Origin of the sequence: Sphingomonas sp. A2-49 (genome assembly GCF_025548555.1) — a bacterium.
Classification (GTDB): Bacteria; Pseudomonadota; Alphaproteobacteria; order Sphingomonadales; family Sphingomonadaceae; genus Sphingomonas.
Map to the genome: position 1 here is coordinate 117,946 of NZ_JAJLPA010000007.1, position 15,993 is coordinate 133,938.

14 protein-coding genes and 1 pseudogene are annotated in these 15,993 nt (G+C 68.7%); 13 read left to right on the forward strand and 2 right to left on the reverse strand.

Annotated elements, in window-relative coordinates; translation table 11 throughout:
* The first annotated feature begins 2 nt into the window (after positions 1–2).
* The 8 genes from flgG to LPN01_RS08845 all read left to right on the forward strand — a co-directional run bounded on the left by flgG (position 3) and on the right by LPN01_RS08845 (position 7,224).
* Positions 3–791 (forward strand): flagellar basal-body rod protein FlgG, encoded by a 789-nt coding sequence (flgG, locus tag LPN01_RS08810; RefSeq protein WP_262828004.1) that lies wholly within the window; start codon positions 3–5, stop codon positions 789–791.
* A 1-nt stretch (position 792) separates the two neighbouring features.
* Positions 793–1,530, forward strand: a complete 738-nt coding sequence (locus LPN01_RS08815; protein ID WP_262828005.1) for a flagellar basal body L-ring protein FlgH — start codon at positions 793–795, stop codon at positions 1,528–1,530.
* A 50-nt stretch (positions 1,531–1,580) separates the two neighbouring features.
* Positions 1,581–2,678 (forward strand): flagellar basal body P-ring protein FlgI, encoded by a 1,098-nt coding sequence (locus LPN01_RS08820; RefSeq protein WP_262828006.1) that lies wholly within the window; start codon positions 1,581–1,583, stop codon positions 2,676–2,678.
* Positions 2,675–2,995 (forward strand): rod-binding protein, encoded by a 321-nt coding sequence (locus tag LPN01_RS08825; RefSeq protein WP_262828007.1) that lies wholly within the window; start codon positions 2,675–2,677, stop codon positions 2,993–2,995. Before LPN01_RS08820 ends, LPN01_RS08825 begins: the two co-directional genes overlap by 4 nt.
* Positions 2,992–4,335 (forward strand): flagellar hook-associated protein FlgK, encoded by a 1,344-nt coding sequence (flgK, locus tag LPN01_RS08830; protein WP_262828008.1) that lies wholly within the window; start codon positions 2,992–2,994, stop codon positions 4,333–4,335. Before LPN01_RS08825 ends, flgK begins: the two co-directional genes overlap by 4 nt.
* Positions 4,336–4,343: 8 nt before the next feature.
* Positions 4,344–5,243, forward strand: a complete 900-nt coding sequence (gene flgL / locus LPN01_RS08835) for a flagellar hook-associated protein FlgL (protein ID WP_262828009.1) — start codon at positions 4,344–4,346, stop codon at positions 5,241–5,243.
* A 193-nt stretch (positions 5,244–5,436) separates the two neighbouring features.
* Positions 5,437–6,300, forward strand: coding sequence for a flagellar motor stator protein MotA (gene motA / locus LPN01_RS08840; RefSeq protein WP_262828010.1), 864 nt, complete (start codon positions 5,437–5,439; stop codon positions 6,298–6,300).
* An 18-nt stretch (positions 6,301–6,318) separates the two neighbouring features.
* Complete coding sequence (locus LPN01_RS08845; RefSeq protein ID WP_262828011.1) at positions 6,319–7,224, forward strand: flagellar motor protein MotB; 906 nt, start codon at positions 6,319–6,321, stop codon at positions 7,222–7,224.
* A 100-nt stretch (positions 7,225–7,324) separates the two neighbouring features.
* Here the strand turns inward: LPN01_RS08845 and LPN01_RS08850 are convergent, their stop codons facing one another.
* Positions 7,325–7,819 carry a MucR family transcriptional regulator gene (locus LPN01_RS08850; RefSeq protein WP_262828012.1) on the reverse strand — a complete coding sequence of 165 codons (495 nt, stop codon included), beginning with the start codon at positions 7,817–7,819 and terminating at the stop codon, positions 7,325–7,327.
* Positions 7,820–8,042: 223 nt separating this feature from the next.
* Here LPN01_RS08850 and LPN01_RS08855 point away from each other — a divergent pair, with 223 nt between their 5' ends.
* The 4 genes from LPN01_RS08855 (at position 8,043) to LPN01_RS08870 (ending at position 12,727) form a co-directional block, all read left to right on the forward strand.
* A complete protein-coding gene (locus LPN01_RS08855; RefSeq protein WP_262828013.1) occupies positions 8,043–8,423 on the forward strand; it encodes a hypothetical protein in 381 nt (126 codons plus the stop codon).
* The gene (locus tag LPN01_RS08860) at positions 8,420–9,568 is read left to right on the forward strand and encodes a glutathionylspermidine synthase family protein (RefSeq protein ID WP_262828014.1); all 1,149 of its coding nucleotides are present in this window, start codon (positions 8,420–8,422) and stop codon (positions 9,566–9,568) included. The genes LPN01_RS08855 and LPN01_RS08860 overlap by 4 nt, the downstream gene beginning before the upstream one ends.
* Before the next feature lie 76 nt (positions 9,569–9,644).
* Complete coding sequence (locus tag LPN01_RS08865; RefSeq protein WP_262828015.1) at positions 9,645–11,102, forward strand: DUF4139 domain-containing protein; 1,458 nt, start codon at positions 9,645–9,647, stop codon at positions 11,100–11,102.
* A complete protein-coding gene (locus LPN01_RS08870; RefSeq protein ID WP_262828016.1) occupies positions 11,102–12,727 on the forward strand; it encodes a DUF4139 domain-containing protein in 1,626 nt (541 codons plus the stop codon). Before LPN01_RS08865 ends, LPN01_RS08870 begins: the two co-directional genes overlap by 1 nt.
* Positions 12,728–12,746: 19 nt before the next feature.
* Here the strand turns inward: LPN01_RS08870 and uvrA are convergent, their stop codons facing one another.
* Complete coding sequence (uvrA, locus tag LPN01_RS08875; RefSeq protein ID WP_262828017.1) at positions 12,747–15,653, reverse strand: excinuclease ABC subunit UvrA; 2,907 nt, start codon at positions 15,651–15,653, stop codon at positions 12,747–12,749.
* Positions 15,654–15,800: 147 nt separating this feature from the next.
* Here uvrA and LPN01_RS08880 point away from each other — a divergent pair.
* Positions 15,801–15,993, forward strand: a pseudogene (locus LPN01_RS08880) (hypothetical protein); the annotation flags it as partial.

The window sequence follows — 15,993 nt, forward strand, 5'->3', positions numbered from 1 at the left end:
GAATGTCCTCCTCCGCCATGCACATCGCGCGTACCGGGCTCGACGCCCAGGATACGCGCATGCGGGTCATCTCGAACAACCTCGCCAACGTCAACACGACGGGGTTCAAGCGCGACCGCGCCGCGTTCGAGACGCTGGCCTATCAGACGATCACCGCGCCGGGCGCGCAATCGACCGCCGAGACCAAATATGCGACCGGCCTCAACCTCGGCACCGGCGTGAAGGTGCAGGGGACCGCGCGCATCGACACGCAGGGCTCGCTGACGCAGACCGGCAACAGCTTCGACCTGGCGCTCGACGGCGACGGCTATTTCCAGGTGCAGCTGCCCGGCGGCGAGCTGGGCTACACCCGCGCCGGCAATTTCAACCGCAGCCCCGAAGGGCTGCTGGTGACGTCGGAGGGCTATCAGGTGATGCCCGGCATCACCGTGCCCGCCAACGCGACGCAGGTGACGATCGGCACCGACGGCACCGTCACCGCACAGGTGCCCGGCCAGACCGAGGGCACCAACATCGGCCAGATCCAGGTCGCGAGCTTCCCCAACCCGACCGGGCTGCAATCGACCGGCGACAATTACCTGAAGGAAACCGGATCGAGCGGCGCGGCCAATCTGGGCATCGCCGGTCAGGACGGCCGCGGCCGTATCCGCCAGGGCAATCTGGAGGCGTCGAACGTCAACGTCGTCGAGGAACTCGTCGACATGATCGAGACGCAGCGCGCCTACGAAGTGAATTCGAAGATGATCTCGTCGTCGGACGAGATGCTGAAATACGTGAACCAGAACCTGTAAGATGGCATCCGCACCCCGACACTTCCGCCCCGGCGCGCTCGTCGCCGGTTACTGGGCCGAGATCGCGCTGGCCGCGGCGTCGAGCCTGCTGCTGCTCGCCGCGCTCACGCCGGGCGAGGCGGACGCCAGCATCTTTGGCAAGAAGGCCCCTCCCGAGGACTTCACCGTCGTCCGCGCGCCCGCGACGCCGCCGCCGGCGCCTGCCAACGGGTCGATCTTCCAGGCGAGCGACGGCTATGCCGCGCTGTATGAAGGGTGGCGCGCGCGCCGCGTCGGCGATCCGCTGACGATCGTGCTGGTCGAGCGCACCGCGGCGTCCAAATCGTCCAGCTCCAAGCTCGATTCCAAGGGCACCGGCAGCATCACCCCGCCGACCACCGGGCCGCTGGCGCTGTTCAATTCGACCGACGCCTCGGTCAGCGGCGGGCGCAGCTTCAACGGGCAGGGGCAGGCCGACCAGGCCAATTCGCTGTCGGGCGAGGTGTCGGTGACGGTCGCGGAGGTCTATCCCAACGGCACGATGCTGGTGCAGGGCCAGAAGCGCGTGACGCTCAACCGCGGCGACGAGTTCGTCCGCATCAAGGGCATCGTCCGCACCGCCGACGTCGGCGCCGACAATCGCGTCCTGTCGACCCGCGTCGCCGACGCGCAGATCGCCTATACCGGCAAGGGCGATGTCGCCCGCGCCGGGCGGCAGGGCTGGCTCAGCCGCTTCTTCTCGGTCGTGTCGCCGTTCTGATCGACGGCGATAACCCTTCGCTAACCAATTCCGGTGCAGGAATCGCAACCATGTTCCGCCTCTTCCTCGCCGCGCTGATCGCCACCCTGTGCCTCGCCGCGCCCGCACGCGCGGACCGGATCAAGGACCTCGGCGGGTTTCAGGGCATCCGCTCGAACCAGCTGACCGGCTATGGCGTCGTCGTCGGCCTGCCCGGCACCGGCGACGACAATCTCGAATATACCGTGCAGTCGCTGAAGGCGGTCGCCTCGCGCTTCGGGCTGCAACTGCCGCCCGGCGCCAATCCGGGGATGAAGAACGCCGCTGTGGTGCTCATCACCGCCGAACTGCCCCCGTTCGCCAAGCCCGGCCAGCGGCTCGACATCACCGTCGCGTCGATGGGCAAGGCGAAGAGCCTGCGCGGCGGCAGCCTGGTGCTGACCCCGCTGCTGGGCGCGGACAACCAGATCTATGCGATGGCGCAGGGCAACCTCGCGGTCGGCGGCCTCGGCGCGGAGGGCGCGGACGGATCCAAGATCGTCGTCAACGTCCCCTCGACCGGCCGCATCCCCGAAGGCGCGACGGTCGAGCGCGCCGTCGCGACCGGGTTCGATTCGGCGCCGATGCTGACCTTCAACCTCGCCCGGTCGGATTTCACCACCGCGCAGAGCGTCGCGCAGGCGATCAACGCCAGGCTCGGCTCCGGCACCGCGCAGGCGTTGGACGGCGTGTCGATCGCGGTCCGTGCGCCGCAGGGCGCCGACGTGCGCGCGACGCTGATGTCGACGATCGAGAACCTCGACGTCACCTCCGCCGAGCCGCCCGCGAAAGTAATCGTAAATGCGCGCACCGGAACGGTCGTTATCAGTTCTGCGGTGAGGGTGGGCCCCGCCGCGGTGACGCACGGCAAGCTGACCGTGCGCATCGACGAGAACCAGCGGATCAGCCAGCCGGCACCGTTCAGCCAAGGCCAGACCGCGTTGGAAAAGAAATCCAGCGTGTCGGTCGAAGAGGAGAAGAAACCGATGTTCCTGCTCGCTCCCGGCCCGCGCCTGGCGGATGTGGTGAAGGCGGTAAACGCCATCGGCGCGTCGCCGGCCGATCTGGTCGCGATCCTCGAAGCGCTGAAGGAAGCCGGCAGCCTCAAGGCCGAGTTGATCGTCCTGTGAGTGCGGCCCCGATCCCGGCCGTCGGCGGCATCGCGTCCGACACGTCGCGGCTCAAGACCGCCGGCAACCTGAAAAAGGCGGGCCAGCAGTTCGAGGCGGTGTTCACCGGCATGATGCTGAAGAGCATGCGGCAGGCGAAACTGGCCGACCCGCTGTTCGATTCCAAGGCGCTCGACACCTTTACCGAGATGCAGGATGCGCGGGTGTCGCAGAGCATGGCGGAATCGACGCCGCTCGGCATCGGCAAGGCGATGACCGACTTCCTCGCCAAATCGCAATCCGATCTTAATGAGTCTCAGGCAGATCCGCCGCAATGAGCGACATGCTGTCGATCGGCGCGTCAGGCGTCCGCGCGTACCAGACCGCGCTATCCACGGTGGGCGAGAATATCGCCAACGTGAACTCGGTCGGCTATACACGACGCGCGGTGACGCTGAACGAGATCGCCGGGGGCAGCGGCTCCACCAACGGTTTCGGCGGCGGCAGCGGCGTCTACCTGTCCGGGGTCGCGCGATCGACCGACGTCTATTCCGCCGCGGCGCTGCGCGCCTCGACGAGCGATCTCAGCCGCACCACCAAGGGTGCCGACTGGCTCGATCGCATCCAGTCCGCGCTGACCGGCAACCAGCTGACCGCGCGCGTCACCGCCTTCTTCGGCGCCGCGCAGAGCCTTGCGGCGGAACCCGATTCGACCGCGCTGCGCACCGGCATGCTCGGCGCGGCGACCTCCGCCGGAATCGCCTTCACCGCGACCGGACAGGCGTTCGACCAGGTCGACGCCGACATCGACACCGCCGGCCACCAGGCGGCGCAGGGGCTCACCTCGCTCGCCAGCTCGCTCGGCCGCATCAACGAGGGCATCGGCCGCGCGCAGCCCGGCAGCACCACCGCGGCACAGCTGATGGACCAGCGCGACAACATCCTGTCGCAGATGAGCGAACTGGTCGACATCGACACGCGGATGGACTCGCTCGGCCGTGCGACGGTCAGCATCGGCGGCTCGTCCGGCCCGGCCTTCGTGCAGGGCACGACGACCGGCACCGTGTCCTACGCGCGCGATACCACCGGCAGCGTCGCCTTCACCGTCGCGGTGCGCGGCACGGTGACCCAGATCACGCCCAACGGCGGCACGCTCGCCGGCATCACCGACGGCGCCGGGCGCGTCGCGGCGATCCGGCAGGAGCTGAACGCGGTCGCGACCGGATTCGTCACCGCGGTCAACGACAACCAGAAGGCGGGCAAGGACCAGACCGGCGCGACCGGCATCGACCTGTTCGCGGTCGGCGCCGCGCCGACCGACATCGGCATCTCCACGCTCGTCACCGGCGGTGCGCAGATCGCGGCGGGCCGCGGCGGCGGCGTGCGCGACGCGTCGAACCTCAATGCGCTCGATGCGCTGCGGTCCAGCGGCGGGTACGAGGGCGCGCTGACCACGCTCGTCACCGGCAACGCCAGCGCCTACAAGCAGAAGAACACGATCGCCGACGCCCAGACCGCGATCCGCGACGGCGCGGCGACCGCGCTGTCGACCTCGACCGGCGTCAATCTCGATTCGGAGGCGGTCGACCTGATCCGCTTCCAGCAGGCCTATGCGGCGTCGGGGCGCGTGATCCAGATCGCGCGCGAGACGATGCAGACCATCCTCGATATCCGGTAGGGCGCGCCATGCAGATCTCCACCAGCCTGTTCTACAGCAACGCCTCGGCCCGCCTGTCCAGGATGGGCGCGCGCGCATCGGAGCTGCAGACGCAGATATCGACCGGCATGAAGAATGCGAAGCCGTCGGACGATCCCGTCGCCGCGCAGCAGATCGCCGAGCTGGACCGCAAGGATGCCGACGCCGTCGTCTACGGCGCCAACATGACGCTGGCGGGGTCGCTACTCGACCAGGCCGACAGCGTGCTGTCGCAGGTCAACACCCAGCTGACGCGCGCCACCGAACTCGCGACGCAGGCCGCGACCGGTACGCAGAACGACGCCTCGCGTAAGATCATCGCGACCGAACTGAAGTCGATCGTCGATTCGCTCGTCAGCCTCGCCAACACCAAGAACGTGCGCGGCCAGCCGCTGTTCGGCACCGCCGCGGGCGGCAAGGCGGTGACCGCCAACGGCGACGGCACCTTCAGCTTCCCGGCGAACGCGCAGGTGTCGGAAGTGCCGATCGCCGACGGCCAGAGCGTCCAGGCGACCGAAACCGCCGAGCGGATCTTCGATATCGGCAACGGCGACAACACGCTGGCGATGCTGAGCCGGCTTGCCGATGCGCTGAACGCCGGCGGCGACGTCTCGGCGACGGTCGCCTCGTCGCTCGACGGGCTGGGCGCAGCGGTCGACCAGTCCGCCAACGTCCAGGCCTCGATCGGCGCACGCGGCGCGCGGATCGAATTGCAGCAACAGTTGCTGACCACCGCCAACACCGACCGCAGCGAATTGCGCGGCAAGCTCGAACAGGTCGACGTCACCGATGCGGTGGTGCAGTTGCAGCAGATGATGACGGCGCTGTCCGCCTCGCAGGCGAGCTTCAGCAAGCTGTCCAGCCTGTCGCTGTTCGACTATCTGAAATAACGGCGGCGACGCCGGTCGCGGTGACGGGGGCGGCCGCGTGCCGCACCTTGGGCAGACGCGCGTCCGCCGCATGCCGACGCTTTCCGCCACGATCGCAACAAACCTGCCGGGCCGGTAACCACTTGTCGAGGATATGCGGTTAATCCGGTGACATCGGTTGCCGGCCCCAGCCGGCGCAACGGGGTGTCCCACAGTGTTTCCAGCCATCGGTCTTGTCGTCCTTCTCGCCATGGTGTTCGGCGGATTCGCCATCACCGGCGGCGCGCTCGGCCCGGTCATGGAAGCCATTCCGCACGAGATGCTCATCATCGGCGGTGCGGCGGCGGGCGCGCTCATCATCGGCAATTCGGGCACCGAGCTGAAGGCGATGGGCGGCGGCCTCGCCAAGGTGTTCAAGGGCCCCAAGTACAAGAAGCAGGATTATCTCGACGTCATCTTCCTCGTCAGCAAGCTCATGAAGATGCTGCGCATGGATGGTCCGATCGCGCTCGAGCCGCATGTCGAGGATCCCAAGTCCTCCGCGGTGTTCAGCGAATATCCGCGGCTGCTCGCCGATCACACCCTGGTCAATCTGATCGCCGACACGCTGCGTCTCGTCGTCGTGTCGTCGGGCACGCTCGACGTGCACGCGGTCGAGGAGGTGATGGACCATTCGATCAAGACGCATCACCATGAGGTGGAGGGGCCGCACACGACGCTGACCAGCCTCGCCGATTCGCTGCCCGCGCTCGGCATCGTCGCGGCGGTGCTCGGCATCGTGAAGACGATGGGCTCGATCGACAAGCCGCCGTCGGTGCTGGGCGGGATGATCGGTTCGGCGCTGGTCGGCACGTTCATGGGCGTGCTGCTCGCCTACGGCATCGTGTCGCCGCTCGCCGGCCGGCTGAAGCAGGTGATCGACGCCGATGCCGCGATCTACGACGTCGTGAAGCAGATCATCATCGCCTCGCTGCACGGCCATCCGCAGCCGCTGGTGATCGAGGCGGCACGGTCCGGCATCGCGCACAAGAACCAGCCCGGCTTCGCCGAGGTCTTCGACGGCCTGCGCGGCAAGTAAGGCGGGGACGGACAGCAGATGGCACGCGCCGCGCCGCATGGCAGCAACCAGCCGCCCAAGATCGTCATCGTCAAGAAGATCATCGATGGCGGCCACGGCGGCCACCACGGTGGCGCGTGGAAGGTCGCCTATGCCGATTTCGTGACCGCGATGATGGCGTTCTTCCTGCTGCTGTGGCTGCTCGGCGCGACGACCGAGAAGCAGCGCAAGGGGATCGCCGACTATTTCGCGCCGACCTTGCTCGACAAGAAGGTCACCGGCCTCGGCGGCAACGGCGTGCTGGGCGGCGAATCGATCCTCAGCAACAACAAGCTGGGACCCAAGGCGGCATCGGCGCCGGTCGCGTCGATCGGCATTCCGATGAGCCAGTCGGGCGGCCAGAAGAGCGGCACGGGGGACAAGGGATCGCTGCGCAATCCGGCCGCGATGCAGCTCGACCGCCAGGCGTTCCAGGCGATCAAGGAACAGCTGGAAAAGGAGATCAAGGGGTCCTCGCGCCTCGCGAAGATCGCCAGCCACGTCCGCTTCGTGCCGACGCAGGACGGGCTGCGCATCGATCTGGTCGACGATGCCGATTATTCGATGTTCGCGCTCGGCACGACCGCGCTCGACCAGCGTGCGTCGGAACTGATCGGCATGATCGCGGGCACGATCGCGGGCACGCCGAACACGATCATGATCCGCGGCCATACGGACAGCGTGCCCTATGGCGACCCGCGGGCGATGAACAACTGGATGCTGTCGTCGGGCCGGGCGGAGGCGACGCGGCGGCGGCTGGCGCTGGGCGGCATCCCGGAAACGCGGTTCGAACGGATCGAGGGCGTCGCCGACCGCGAACCGCTGGTGACCGGCGATCCGAGCGATCCGCGCAACCGGCGCGTCGCGATCACGCTGCTCTATCGCAAGGGCAGTTTCGGCCAGTAACGCCGCGCGGGCGCGCGCCCGACGCAAAAGCCCCGCGCCGGCATGTGCCGGCGCGGGGCCTGTGTCGCATCGTCCCGCCGCGGCGGGCGGGATCGCCGTGTCAGTCCTGGTCGGCCTCGGCCGGCTTGCGCCCGCGCTTCGCACCGGTCGCCGCGGCGTCGCCGTTGCGCGGTCCGGGCTTGCGGCCGAGACCGATCTTCTTCGCCATCGCGCGGCGGCTTTCCGAATAGTTTTCGGCGACCATCGGATAATCCGACTTCAGGCCATAGCGATCGCGATATTCGGCGGGAGTCAGGCCATGCGTCGCGAGGTGGCGACGCAAGGTCTTGTACGGCTTGCCGTCGATCATCGAGATAATATGATCCTTGGATGACAAGGACTTACGCGACGAAACCGCCGGCGTATACTCTGTCGCCGGCTGCGCCTCGACGGCGGGACCTGTCGCGCCAAGCAGTGCCGAGACGGTGTCATGCATCTTGCCGAGAAAGGCCGGAACCTCATCGGCGGACGTGCGGGTATTCGGGTTGCCGAGCCAAGCAATCGTCAATTCGGTTGCCAGTTCAACTGCGTTCATATCGGACGTATCATCAGTCATAGTTTGCTCCTTTGACCGACTCCAGCCGTACTCCTGCCATGGCAGTCGTCAAGCCTGTCGGGCATCAAAATTCGCTCGTTAGTCTTAGAATAGAACTATTTGCGCCGACTTGGCGACGTTTGGACACAAGACTAGAGCGTAAATGCCGCCGCGCGAGGATTGGGCTTTTTCGGACATCGCCACTGTCGTATGCTGCGACGCAGGGCTGTTTTGGGGAAACGACATGCGTCCGGAGCTGAAGTTCACGACCGGTATGGCGGCGGCGCTGCTGGCATCGGCATGCAGCGAACCGCAGCGCGACGGGTGGACTGCGCAGGGCGACACCGCGGTATGCACCGACCGGGCGGGCAACCGCGTCGCGGACAATCAGTGCCAGCGCCAAGCGCATGCCGGCGGCGGGGCCAGCCCGTTCCTGTGGTACTTCCTCGCGCGCAATGCGCTGATCCCGCCCTATGGCGAGCGCGTCGGCGGGGGCAGCTACGCGCGGGTGCCGGGCCGCAGCTACGGCCGCGCGCCTGCCGCCAGCAACGTGACGCGCGCCGGCGCGATCAGTCGCGGCGGTTTCGGGGCCTCGGCGCGCAGCTTCGGCGGTGCGCGCGCATGATCCGCGACGCGATCGTGCCGCGCGCCGACTGGCAGGCGAAGGTGGAGCGCGAGGGGCTGGTCTGGCATACCGCCGACGGCCGGCCCTATTGGGACGAATCCGCCTGCTATCGTTTCACCGCGGCGCAGGTCGGCGTCCTCGCGGATGCCACGGCGGAACTGTACCGCCTGTTCCTGGCCGCGGGCGAGGCGATCGTCGGCGATGGTGCGCTGCTCGACCGGTTCGGCATCCCCGCCGCCTTCCACCAGCCGATCCGCGATGCGTGGGAAGCGGAGCCGCCCGCGCTCAACTTCGGTCGTTTCGACCTGGGCTATGACGGGATCGACCCGCCGAAGCTGTTCGAATTCAACTGCGACACGCCGACGTCGCTGCTGGAGGCGGCGGTGATCCAGTGGAGCTGGAAGGAGGAATGCTTTCCGGCACACGACCAGTTCACCGGCCTGCACGACGCGCTGGTCGCACGCTGGCGCGTGATCGCGTCCCGGCTGCCCGCGCTGCTGCATGTCGCGCATGCGCAGGAGGAAGCGGGCGAGGATGCCGTCACCGCGGCCTATCTGCGCGATACCGCGGCGGCGGCGGGGATCGCGACCGCGCCGATCCTGATCGACGCGATCGGCTGGCACCACGACGAGCGCCGCTTCGTCGACGACGCCGGGCGGCCGATCGCGGCAATCTTCAAGCTGTACCCCTGGGAATGGATGGCGAACGAGGCGTTCGCCGCACCGTTGCTCGACAGCCTCGCGGCGGGCACGACGCTGTGGATCGAGCCGGTGTGGAAGATGATCTGGAGCAACAAGGGCGTGCTCGCGGTTTTGTGGGACCTGTTCCCGGGCCATCCCAACCTGTTGCCGGCGAGTTTCGACATCCCCGCCGGCGACGCGGTGGCCAAGCCGCTGCTGTCGCGCGAGGGCGCCAACGTCTCGATCCGCCGCGCCGGCACGATCGTCGCCGAAACCGGGGGAGATTATGGCGACGAGGGCTATGTCTACCAGGCGATCTATCCGTTGCCCGAACCCGCGCCGGGATGTTTCCCGGTGATCGGCAGCTGGATCGTCGACGGCGAACCGGTGGGGATCGGCATTCGCGAGGACGGGCTCATCACCGGCGACACCGCGCGCTTCGTCCCGCATATCGTCGTGGACTGACGGGAGGGGCGCGAAGGGCCGTTGTCAGCGCCCGCCCCGCGCGGCACAACGCGACGACGGACGAGGGAGAGCGGACATGGCGACGACGATCATCGGGCTGCGGGCGGCGGTCCTGTCGGGAGTCGCGCTGTCGTCGGGGGCGGTGGCACAACAGGCGGAGGCACCGACGCAGGCGCTGCCCGGCGTGACCCGCAGCGCGCAGGGCGACGTGTCGGTGACGATCTACAACAACGACGTCGCGCTGGTGCAGGACGTCCGCCCCCTGACGCTCGGCCGCGGACAGGTGCGGCAGGACTTCCCCGACGTCAGCGCCAGCATCCGGCCGGAAACCGTGTCGCTCGCGGTCGCCGATGCCGCCATCGTCGAACAGAATTTCGATTACGACCTGCTCAGCCCGTCGAGCCTGATGGAAAAGGCGGTGGGGGAGACGATCACGCTGCTCCGGACCAACCCCGCCACCGGTGCCGAGACGCGCGAGCGGGCGAAGGTGCTCGCGGTCAACGGCGGCGTCGTGCTCCAGATCGGCGACCGGATCGAGGTGCTGCGCGACGACGGGCTGCCGGTGCGCGCGATCTTCGACCGCGTGCCCGCATCGCTGCGCGCGCGCCCGACCTTGTCGGTGACGCTCGACAGCAGCCGCGCGGGGGCACGGCCCGCGACCCTGTCCTACCTCAGCCGCGGTCTCGGCTGGAGCGCCGACTATGTCGCGCTGTTCGACGACAGGACCGGGCGGATCGACGTGCAGGGCTGGGTGACGCTGAAGAACACCAGCGGGACGACGTTCGACAATGCGCGCACGCTGCTGGTCGCGGGCAACGTCGCGAGCGACGACGGCAATGCCGGCATCTACCGCCCGCAGCCGCCACGCCGGCTCGGCCGAATGACGCGCGCCGGAACCGAAAGCGCGAACCGCGAGCAGCTGGGCGATTTCTACCTCTATCCGCTCTCCGCCCGCACGACGATCGCCGACAAGCAGACCAAACAGGTGAGCTTCCTCGACGCGAAGGGCGTCGCGGCACAATCGGGCTATGCGTTCGAGAACGGCTGGCTCGGTACCGCGACCGAACCGCGCAGCGCGTCGAGCGTGCTGCGCTTTTCCAACAGCGGTGCCGCTGCGGCCGGGGGCACGCTGGGCGACGCGCTGCCCGCGGGCACGGTGCGCGTCTACGTCCGCGATGCGCGCGGCCAGCCGCAATTCACCGGCGAGAACCGGATCGACCACACCCCGCAAGGGTCGCAGATCGCGCTCGCCACCGGCGACGCCTTCGACGTCAAGGTGCAGCCCGTCGTCGTCAGCCGCACCCGGATCGGCGACAGCCGGTGGAAGACGGCGATGCGCTACACGCTGACCAATGCGCGGCGGGTGCCGGTGACGGTCGAGCTGACGCAGGGTGGGCTCGACTGGTCCGACACGCGGATCACCGACGAAAGCCGCCGGAGCGAGCGGCGCGATGCGGGACGCACGACGTGGCAGGTGCCGGTGCCGGCGAACGGCGAGACGACCGTCACGGCGACCTTCGACACGCGTTACTGATGCGCGCGCCGTTGCCCGCCGTGCGCGCGTCGGCATGGAGCGTGGTGTTGGGGATCGCAGCGATCGGCACCGCCGGCGCGCAGACCGCGCCGGCGACGATCGTCTCGGCGGGGCCGCAGACGGTGGCGGTCACCGTCTACCGCAACCCGGCGCGCGGGCGCTACGAACCGATCGACCGCGACGACCTGCAGGGCTTTGCGCTGGTGACCGAGACGCGGACGGTGCGGCTGCCCCGCGGCCCCGCCGTGCTGCGGTTCGAGGGCGTCGCCGAAGGCATCGTGCCGGTCAGCGCGATCGTCGACGGCCTGCCCGGCGGCACGATCGAGAAGAATCGCGACGCGCGGCTGCTGTCCCCCGCCGCGCTGGTCGACGGCACGCTCGGGCGCAACGTGACGGTGACGCGCACCGACCGCGCCACCGGCCGGCGGCGCAGCGAGCCCGCGACGATCGTCGCCGGGCCGCGCCCCGGTGTCGTCCTGCGCACCGCATCGGGGATCGAGGCGCTGCGCTGTGCGGGCCTGCCCGAGGGCCCTGCCTACGACCGCGTGCCGGCCGGCCTGTCGGCGAAGCCGGTGCTGAGCGTCGCCACCGATACGCCCGCGGCGCGGACCGCCACGGTGACGCTGTCCTATCTGGCGTCGGGGTTCGACTGGGGCGCGAGCTATGTCGCGAGCGTGGCGCCGGATGGCCGCACGCTCGACCTGTTCGCCTGGCTGACGCTCGCCAACGGCAATCCGGAGCGGTTCGCCGATGCGCGGGTGCGGGCGGTGGCGGGGCGGCTCAACCGGCGCGGGACGGAGCGCTGGGTGCAGGCCGCCGCGGCATTGCAATTGCGCTGCTATCCGCTCGGCACGACGACGTCCGACCTGCCGACGATCACGCGGCCGAGCTACGACGAGGACGAGGAGGCGCAGGATATCGTCGTCACCGGATCGCGGATCATGCCGATGATGATGATGGCGCCACCGCCGCCACCGCCGCCCGCGCCGGTCGCGCCGCCGCCGCCCGAGGACCTCGGCGACCTGAAGCTCTACACCGTCCCGCGGGCGACGACGGTGGCGCCGCGCGGGCAGAAGCAGGTGGCGTTGCTCGCGGCGACGGACGTGCCGTTCGAGCGTCGCTATCGCCGCGCCGTCTATCCCGGCCAGACGCTGGACGCCGCCGATACCGCGATCGTGCTGGTCGCGCGCAACCGCCCCGAAGACCGGCTCGGCATGCCGCTGCCCGCCGGCACGACCGCGCTCTACACCGATCTGTCCGGCGCCGGCCGTGCGACGCGGCTTCTGCTCGGCACCGGCACGCTCGGCGACCGCGCGATCGGCGAGCGGGTGCGGATCGCCGCCGGCACCAGCACGCAGGTGACCGTCGCACAGCGGCCGCTCCGCGCCGCGACCGCCTCCGCCAGCGGCGCGCGCCCGGGCGATGCCGAGGACCGGCTGACGGTGGTCAACGCCAACGCCCGGCCGGTCGATGTCGAGCTGCCGATCGGACGGGCGGGGCAGGGGATCGCCGCCGTCGACGGCACCCCGATGGACGGCGATCTGGCGGAGGTCGACGGCATCGCGACGTGGCAGGTGCGCGTGCCCGCCAACGGCACCGCGACGCTGGCCGTCCGCTACCGCTGACGCAACCGCGCCGGCCGCGTCACTCCGCCGCCATCGCCTCCGCGCCGCGTCCCTTCAGCAGCGGCGAAAGATACTTGCCGGTGAAGCTGCGCGGCTCCTTCGCCACCACTTCCGGCGTGCCGACCGCGACGATCTCGCCGCCCTTGACGCCGCCCTCGGGGCCCAGATCGACGACCCAGTCGGCGGTCTTGATGACGTCGAGATTGTGCTCGATCACCACGACCGTATTGCCCTGTTCGACCAGCGCGTGGAGCACCTCGAGCAACTTGCGCACGTCCTCGAAATGCAGGCCGGTCGTCGGTTCGTCGAGGATGTAGAGCGTGTTGCCGGTCGCACGCCGCGCCAGTTCCTTGGCCAGCTTGACGCGCTGCGCCTCGCCGCCGGACAGGGTCGTCGCCTGCTGGCCGACCTTGACGTAGCCCAGCCCCACCTCGACCAGCATCTCCATCTTGTCGCGGATCGGTGGCACCGCGCGGAAAAATTCGGCGGCATCCTCGACCGTCATGTCGAGCACGTCGGCGATGCTGTGCCCCTTGAACTTCACCTCCAGCGTCTCGCGATTGTAGCGCGCACCGTGGCACACGTCGCAGGTGACGTAGACGTCGGGCAGGAAGTGCATCTCGATCTTCAGCACGCCGTCGCCCTGGCATGCCTCGCACCGCCCGCCCTTGACGTTGAAGCTGAACCGACCCGGCTTGTAGCCGCGCGCCTGGCTTTCGGGCAGGCCGGCGAACCAGTCGCGGATCTGCGTGAAGCTGCCCGTATAGGTCGCCGGGTTCGACCGCGGCGTGCGCCCGATCGGCGACTGGTCGATGTCGATCACCTTGTCGAGGTGCTGGAGCCCGGTGACCTTGTCGTGCTTGCCCGCCAGGATGCGCGCACCGTTCAGCGCGCGCGCCGCGGCGGCATAGAGCGTGTCGATGGTGAAGCTCGACTTGCCCGATCCCGACACGCCGGTGATGCAGGTGAAGGTGCCGAGCGGAATGCTCGCGGTGACGCCAGTCAGGTTGTTGGCGCGCGCATTGTGGACGGTCAGCTGCTTGCCGTTGCCCTTGCGCCGCTTCGGCGGCACCGGCACCTCGCGCGTGCCGTTCAGATAGTCGGCGGTGATGCTGGTCTTGCTCTTGAGGATCTGCTTCAGCGTGCCCTGCGCGACGATCTGGCCGCCGTGCACACCCGCGCCCGGCCCCATGTCGATGACGTAATCGGCGGTGCGGATCGCATCCTCGTCATGCTCGACGACGAGCACGGTGTTGCCGAGGTCGCGCAGCCGCCGCAGCGTCTTCAGCAGCATGTCGTTGTCGCGCTGGTGCAGCCCGATCGACGGTTCGTCGAGCACGTAGAGCACGCCCGACAGGCCGCTGCCGATCTGCGACGCCAGCCGGATGCGCTGGCTCTCGCCGCCCGACAGCGTGCCGCTGGTGCGGTCGAGGTTCAGATAGTCGAGCCCGACGTTGTTGAGGAAGCCGAGCCGCTCGACGATCTCCTTCAGGATCCGCTCGGCGATCGCGCGCTGCTGGTCGCCCAGGTGGTTGGGCAGGTCGGTGAAGAACGCCAGCGCGTCGACCACCGACAGATGCGTCGCATAGGCGATATCCTGCATCGCGATCTTGACCGCGAGCGCCTCCGGCTTGAGGCGCGCGCCGTGGCACGTCTCGCACGGGCGCGAGCTCTGGTATTTCGACAGCTCCTCGCGCATCCACGCGCTCTCGGTCTGGAGCAGGCGTCGGTTGAGGTTGCCGATCACCCCTTCGAACGGCTTCTTGACGTCGTATTTCTTCTTGCCGTCGATGAACGTCAGCGTGACCGGCTTGCCCTTGCTGCCGTGCAGGATCAGCGCGTGCACGCTCTCGGGCAGGTCGGCCCAGGGGGTGTCGAGGTCGAAGGCGAATTCGCGCGCCAGGCTGCCCAGCACCTGCATGTAATAGGGGCTGGGCGGGTTGGACTTCGCCCAGGGGACGACCGCGCCCTTCTTGATGCTGAGCGCATGGTTGGGGACGACGAGGTCCTCGTCGAACAGCAGCTTCTCGCCGAGCCCGTCGCACGCCGGGCAGGCGCCCTGCGGCGCGTTGAACGAAAACAGCCGCGGCTCGATTTCCGCAATGGTAAAGCCGCTGATCGGGCAGGCGAACTTTTCCGAGAAGACGATGCGGCCGGCGGGCGCGTTGTCGCCGAGAACCTCGGATTTGGGCGTATGCGGCTCGACCGGATCGGCGGGATCGACATAGGCGAGGCCCTCGGCGAGCTTCAGCGCCGTCTCGAAGCTTTCGGCAAGGCGCGTGGCGATGTCGCCGCGCACGACCAGACGGTCGATGACCACCTCGATGTCATGCTTGAACTTCTTGTCGAGCGCGGGCGCCTCGTCGATCTCGTGGATCTGGCCGTCGATGCGGACGCGCGTGAAGCCCGCCTTCTGCCACTCCAGCATCTCCTTGCGATATTCGCCCTTGCGTCCGCGCACGACGGGGGCGAGCAGGTACAGCCGCGTGCCCTCGGGCAGGGCCATGACGCGGTCGACCATCTGGCTGACCGTCTGCGCCGCAATCGGTTCGCCCGTCGCCGGGCTGTAGGGCACGCCGACGCGCGCCCACAGCAGCCGCATGTAATCGTAGATTTCGGTGACGGTCGCGACCGTCGAGCGCGGATTGCGGCTCGTCGTCTTCTGCTCGATCGAAATCGCCGGCGACAGGCCCTCGATATGATCGACGTCGGGCTTCTGCATCAGCTCCAGGAACTGGCGCGCATAGGCCGACAGCGATTCGACGTAGCGGCGCTGGCCCTCGGCATAGATGGTGTCGAACGCGAGGCTGGACTTGCCCGACCCGGAAAGGCCGGTGATGACCGTCAGCGTGTCGCGGGGGATGTCGACATCGACGTCCTTGAGATTGTGCTCGCGCGCGCCGCGGACGGAGATCTTGGTCAGCATGTGGCTGGTTCTACTTCTGTTCTATGGCGGAGGCTAGTGCCAGAGGTAGGAACGCGCGACACGCTTCGCCAGCACCGGATTGGGACAGCCGATTGAAAGCGTCGCCGCGGTGTCTTACCTTCGCGACACACAAGGAAAGGCGGCGGCATGGCCAAGCAGGGCAAGAAGACGAAGACGGCGAAGCTTCCCAAGGAAGTGCTGGGGATAAAGCTGTCGAAGGAGGTGCGCGAGGTCGGCGGCGCGCTGCTGGAAAAGGCGAGCAGCCCGCAGGGCCGCGAGATGCTCGCGGCGGGCCTGACCATGGCGGCGGCGGCCGCGACCGCCGCGGTGGCGAAGGGCC

Bases quoted from the DNA above. Each gene is read 5' to 3' on its own strand.
- flgG (WP_262828004.1), top strand. From the start codon at position 3: ATGTCCTCCTCCGCCATGCACATCGCGCGTACCGGGCTCGACGCCCAG.
- LPN01_RS08815 (WP_262828005.1), top strand. From the start codon at position 793: ATGGCATCCGCACCCCGACACTTCCGCCCCGGCGCGCTCGTCGCCGGT.
- LPN01_RS08820 (WP_262828006.1), top strand. From the start codon at position 1,581: ATGTTCCGCCTCTTCCTCGCCGCGCTGATCGCCACCCTGTGCCTCGCC.
- flgK (WP_262828008.1), top strand. From the start codon at position 2,992: ATGAGCGACATGCTGTCGATCGGCGCGTCAGGCGTCCGCGCGTACCAG.
- flgL (WP_262828009.1), top strand. From the start codon at position 4,344: ATGCAGATCTCCACCAGCCTGTTCTACAGCAACGCCTCGGCCCGCCTG.
- LPN01_RS08845 (WP_262828011.1), top strand. From the start codon at position 6,319: ATGGCACGCGCCGCGCCGCATGGCAGCAACCAGCCGCCCAAGATCGTC.
- LPN01_RS08850 (WP_262828012.1), bottom strand. From the start codon at position 7,819: ATGACTGATGATACGTCCGATATGAACGCAGTTGAACTGGCAACCGAA.
- LPN01_RS08855 (WP_262828013.1), top strand. From the start codon at position 8,043: ATGCGTCCGGAGCTGAAGTTCACGACCGGTATGGCGGCGGCGCTGCTG.
- LPN01_RS08860 (WP_262828014.1), top strand. From the start codon at position 8,420: ATGATCCGCGACGCGATCGTGCCGCGCGCCGACTGGCAGGCGAAGGTG.
- LPN01_RS08865 (WP_262828015.1), top strand. From the start codon at position 9,645: ATGGCGACGACGATCATCGGGCTGCGGGCGGCGGTCCTGTCGGGAGTC.
- LPN01_RS08870 (WP_262828016.1), top strand. From the start codon at position 11,102: ATGCGCGCGCCGTTGCCCGCCGTGCGCGCGTCGGCATGGAGCGTGGTG.
- uvrA (WP_262828017.1), bottom strand. From the start codon at position 15,653: ATGCTGACCAAGATCTCCGTCCGCGGCGCGCGCGAGCACAATCTCAAG.